Raw genomic sequence first — 5,265 nt, 5'->3', positions numbered from 1 at the left:
CTTATGTGGGGGATAAAACACTTGTTGGTAATTGTCAATTAATCTAAATTTTATTAGAAGAGAATCCGTATAACTTAAAAAGGGAAACCTAGAACAGACTTTCTATTGTCTTAAGTAACTCATGTTTGCCAAAGGGTTTCATTAAGACCTCACACCTGTTTATTCTACATTCATCATAAAGAGACACAGGATAACCAGTCATCAAAATACAAGGCAAATCGTTCTTAATTGCTTTAATTTTTTTTATTAATTCTAAACCATCCATTCTAGGCATTGTGAAATCACTTATCAATAAATCTATTTTATCTGGTTCCTTTAAAAAGGTATTCAATGCATCTTCAGGGTGTGTAAAATCAACAACCTTAAATCCAGTATCCTGTAAAATTTCCTTGACAACAGCTGCAACGCTCTTATCATCATCCACTATCAAAACATTACCTTTCATCTTTTTTTCAATATTAGGGACAGAAAATTTTTCACCATTTTTTGTCATCTTAAAAGTCACAGGGAAAAAAATTATAAACTCAGTCCCCCTCCCAGGTGTAGATTTGACCTCGATTTCTCCTTTCATATCTTTGACCAATCCATGCACAACAGATAGCCCGAGTCCTGTACCTAATTCCTGGGGTTTTGTAGTATAGTAAGGCTCAAAAATCTTATTCAGAACAGTAGAATCTATTCCTTTACCATTATCCTTGACCTTTAATACAGCATATTCATCATTTGATTCCAATAAAAAAGGCTTCTTAACCTGTTTTTGAAAATCCAATTCCACTTCAATCTTGCCCCGTTGTGACTCAATTGCCTGAACAGCGTTGTTAACTAAATTTAAAAGAATTTGGGTAATATGAGAAGGAAAGGTCCTAACGTATAAAGGCCCTTTTTTATAAATCTTGCACCTAAACTCTATAGATTCAGGTATCAGGGTCTTTGCCAATTTACATATTTCTTCTACCAAAGGAACAATATCTATGGATATCCTTTCCTCAGGCTTACCTGGCCTGGCAAATGTCAAAAGATTTTTTACCAGATCCCTGGCTTTGTTACAGGCAGCTTGAATTTTTTTTATTTTATCCAGTAATTTTTTATCGTTAGTAATATTGACTAAGAGGTCAGAATATCCAATTATAACAGATAATAAGTTATTAAAATCATGAGCTATGCCCCCAACAAAGGTACCTATTGCCTCTAATTTTTGGGAGCGTAACAATCTTGATTCCAATTCTTTTTGTTTTGTTATGTCTTCAATCAGACCCATAAATGCCTTTTTTTCGCCATAGTTTATGGGCCTAATAAATATTTTCAAATATTTAATGTTATCTGCTCTTTTTATACTTACTTCCTCTCCTTCAACTTCTCCATAAAATTGATCCCCTGTCTTATTACACTGTATTAAAATGTGTTCATAAAGGTCAGGGACTACTTCTTCAAATGACCTACCCAACACATCCTCTATTTTTGTAATGCCAAAGAGCTGGATAAAACGTCTGTTTACATAAACTATTGTATTATCCTGTAACATAAATATCCCAAAAGGACTCATTTCCGCTATTGTTCTATATCTCTGTTCGCTCTCTTCCAGCTTTTCAGACATCCTCACCTTGGCAAAAACTTCATTAACAGAAATACACAGTCTATTTAAATTCTTTTTTAAGACATAGTCGTCTAATCCAATCTTCATACCGCGAACTGCTACTTCTTCATCACCACTATCAGTTACCATTATTACAGGGGTCTTTGGATATTTTTGTTTTATAATTTTAGTTATAGAAATGCCATCAGACCACCTCAAAAGATAGTCACATATAACCAGGTCGTATGGACCTTTAGTTATGGCCTCAAAAAAAGCATTTTCATTAGCAGCTTCTACAGTTTCTACGTCTTTAAATCCCTTTTCAAGCTCCATTTTTATGAGGAGCCTATCATTGGAATCGTCGTCTATTATTAATACTTTCATTTTATCCGTCCTTATAAGGAAGTTCTATTATTATCTTAGTACCTTCATTCAACTTGGAAAATACATGAATTCTACCATTCAGGCTGAGGATAATCCTTTCTACGATTGAGAGACCAATTCCATAGCCTGGAATCTCTTCCCCATGGAGTCTAACAAATGGCTTGAAAATTTCCTCAATTTTCTCTTCAGGTATACCTATCCCATTGTCTTTTATTTCAAACCTAAAAACTCTATTTTTTACTGATGAACCTTTAACATTTATTATTAATTCCCTGGTTTTGTTCCTGTATTTAATTGAATTTGAAAATAGATTATTAAAAATAACCCTCAATAGATATTCATCTGATACCAGAAGTTTTTTCTCAAGATCTATGTCTATTTTTGCACCACTCTTCTCTATCTCTTCTTCAAGCTCCTGTTTAACCTTTTCAAACATGTCATATAAATTTACAGGCAGACTCCGTGGTACTGTATTGACCAATTTCAAGTAATTAAATTCAGTCTCAATTAAGTCCTCAATTCTTTTACCAGATGCTACAATCCTGTTTAACAAATCTAAAGTATCTGATGAGAAATTAGCAACTTGCTTTGGATCTCTTATTATATGAGAGGAAAATCCTACTATGGCCCTTGCAGGTGCTTTTAAATCATGTATTAACATATATAATATAGATTGAAGATCTATATTTCTTTTGTTTAATTCCAGACTCAGTTTTCTTGATCTAAGTAATATTTCTATCCTTGCCCTTAGCTCAAGCTTTTCAATTGGAGCAAAACATATTTCATCTATAACTTTCCACAAAAATTTAGATGCAAGCTTAATATCTTTTCTTGAGGAAATGAACAAACACGGTAAAAATACAGGCATCTCAGAATTCTTTTTTGCAACTATCCAGTCCATGTAACTTTTAAGCGCAAGCGAGTCTGTTACTATGAGATCAATTGATAGTTCCGTTGAGTAAGGTTCATATAACAACTCAAAATCAGTTTTTAGAAAATTACTAATATGTATTTCATTTTCTTTATGTTTAAATAGTAAAAGTATTTTATTCAAATAAATCTCCCTAATTTTTAATAAACAATCCTGTTTCTTCCAGATTCTTTTGCCCTATATAAATTTTTGTCTGCATTTTTAATAAGAGTATTAAGATCTATATTTGGTGCTTTTTGTGAACTCACTCCAATGGATATGGATACTGGCAAGCTAATATTATTTTCCACTTCAATGGGTTTTTCTGACACCCTTTGTCTTATCCTTTCTGCTATTTTTTTTGCAATACTTGAATTTAAATCAACAATGATGGCCACAAACTCTTCTCCTCCATATCTTGCAACTATGTCAAAATCCCTAAGACAAGACTTTATTCTCTGGGCAACCTCTTTTAGAACAATATCCCCCACAGTATGTCCATAGGTATCATTTACCCTTTTAAAATGGTCTATGTCCATCATAAGGCAGATAATTGATCCTCCATTTCTCTTTACTTTACATATTTCTCTCTCAGCAATAACAAAAAAATGGCGACGGTTATAAAGGCCTGTTAAAGGATCTGTTATTGCCATTTTTTGTGTTAAAAGGCTGAGTCTCCTTGCCCTTAACAAGATCTCGATTCGAGCAGACAACTCCAATTTTTCGATTGGAGTGAGTATTATCTCATCCACTGTTACCCAGAGCTGCTTTGTAATAAACTTAACATTGTCCCTGTTTGTTATCAACAGCACTGGCAAAAAAACTGGGGTTTCTGTATCTTTTCTCGATTTAATATTATCTTTTAATTCTTCGAGCACTGGTCCATCCACTATTAGTAGATCAAATTCTTTATTTAAATCCTCTTTTTGTTCCATAATATCCAGTTGATATCTCATACCAATCCATTTCACTATTAAATTTTTATTTGCCTTATTATTTAATCCAATTAATATCTTCATAAAATCATCTATCCTCTTCCAAAAAATTTTTAACTAAAGTAAGCAGCATCTTTGGATTCAATGGCTTTATCAATATTCCCTTGGAGCCAGGAGGAGGAACAATATTCTTATTTTTTGCCTGAGGAGGAAAAATTACAATAAAAGGGACCTTTTTTTCAAAAAATATGGAGAGGACCTTTAATACAGACCTATCATAACCACTTAAATCAATAAGAGAAAGGGAGATTTCAGCACGGTTTATGGGCATAATTTCTTTCAAGTCCTGATACCCTTTTGAAGATATACCATTTTTTTTCAAAAAATCCATAAGAAGCTCTAAATTTTTCTTATTTTTACATATGAGTAATACTTTTTTTTTCATATTTATTCTACTACAGACTCAGGAGTACCAGACAAGATATTCCGAAGATTCTTCAAAGGCTCACCAACTCTAATACCGTAGCGTGTTATGGAGTATTCACGTAAGGTCTTTTCAAAATCACCAAGTCGCTTCTTTAATACCCCTATAGCCCGTCTAAGTTCTCCTTTAGTCTCAATATATCTCAAAAAAATGATGTTATCTGCCAGGTAGCTTATATGTTGATCTGAAACCTTAAATGTCCCAGTTATATCTCTAATCTCTGTTGGAAGAAGCACAAGTAGGCCCATGTTTGCCATGTATCTGCATACTGCATGGAGATGCTCCCTTGGATTTTCTCCTCCCATTGCCATCTCATATCCAGAAGTGGAATCTATCATTGCTACCTTTGCCCCAAATTGTTCCACATCCTCTCTAACCATATTGGCAAACTCATCTGGCACTAATGTAAGTGGTTCAATACGCCTTATTTTTAATCTGCCACTATCAATCATAGATTTAACAGGAATATTTACTGACTCACACCTCTTTATTAATTTTTCCTCGGTCTCTTCAAAGGAATAAACCACAGAATTTTCTCCCCTGCCTGCGGCTTCTTTCAAAAATATCATACTAAAAGTTGTCTTGCCCACACCTGTTGGGCCACTTATCATGGTAATAGTGCCCATCTCAAGGCCACCTTTGAGTAACTCATCAACTTCAGGTATTCCAGATGAGACCACTTTATACTCAAAATCAAGGGTATAGAGCTCTGGAATGATCCTGGGAAACACCTTTACCCCACCTTGACCTATTTTATAGGAATGAAGACCAGGGATAAATTCAGATCCCCTGAACTTCGACATCTCAATTATCCTAGCATCAGCTTTTACTTCAAGATTTATAACTCCATCACTCAAAAACATGAGATCTTCATCTGGAGCCTCTGTTGATGCCTCTGAAGTAAACAAAATAGTGGCGCCATTTTCTATTAAAAAACGAATAAGACTCAAGACCTGTTTTCTAAACTGAAACGCATCAG

The 5,265-nt window shown here is 34.0% G+C and carries 5 protein-coding genes; all 5 read right to left on the bottom strand.

The features are described 5' to 3' along the window. Positions 1-88: 88 nt before the first annotated feature. Positions 89-1,957, bottom strand: coding sequence for a hybrid sensor histidine kinase/response regulator (locus ACY2V1_RS02445; RefSeq protein WP_461833210.1), 1,869 nt, complete (start codon positions 1,955-1,957; stop codon positions 89-91). A 1-nt stretch (position 1,958) separates the two neighbouring features. Then, positions 1,959-3,011: a sensor histidine kinase gene (locus ACY2V1_RS02440; protein ID WP_461833209.1), complete on the bottom strand. Its 1,053-nt coding sequence runs from the start codon at positions 3,009-3,011 to the stop codon at positions 1,959-1,961. Between the two features lie 17 nt (positions 3,012-3,028). Further along, positions 3,029-3,886, bottom strand: a complete 858-nt coding sequence (locus ACY2V1_RS02435; protein ID WP_461833208.1) for a GGDEF domain-containing protein — start codon at positions 3,884-3,886, stop codon at positions 3,029-3,031. 4 nt (positions 3,887-3,890) lie between these two features. Continuing rightward, positions 3,891-4,247, bottom strand: a complete 357-nt coding sequence (locus ACY2V1_RS02430; RefSeq protein WP_461833207.1) for a hypothetical protein — start codon at positions 4,245-4,247, stop codon at positions 3,891-3,893. A 2-nt stretch (positions 4,248-4,249) separates the two neighbouring features. Continuing rightward, the coding region (locus ACY2V1_RS02425) for an ATPase domain-containing protein (RefSeq protein ID WP_461833206.1) at positions 4,250-5,265 on the bottom strand (1,016 nt) is incomplete at its 5' end.

Source organism: Desulfothermus sp. (assembly GCF_053993635.1).
This window is presented reverse-complemented; position numbering and strand designations above follow the sequence as displayed.

What these genes read in the sequence shown, in the direction of transcription:
- ACY2V1_RS02445 (WP_461833210.1), bottom strand. Translation starts at nt 1,957, where the DNA reads ATGAAAGTATTAATAATAGACGACGATTCCAATGATAGGCTCCTCATA.
- ACY2V1_RS02435 (WP_461833208.1), bottom strand. Translation starts at nt 3,886, where the DNA reads ATGAAGATATTAATTGGATTAAATAATAAGGCAAATAAAAATTTAATA.
- ACY2V1_RS02430 (WP_461833207.1), bottom strand. Translation starts at nt 4,247, where the DNA reads ATGAAAAAAAAAGTATTACTCATATGTAAAAATAAGAAAAATTTAGAG.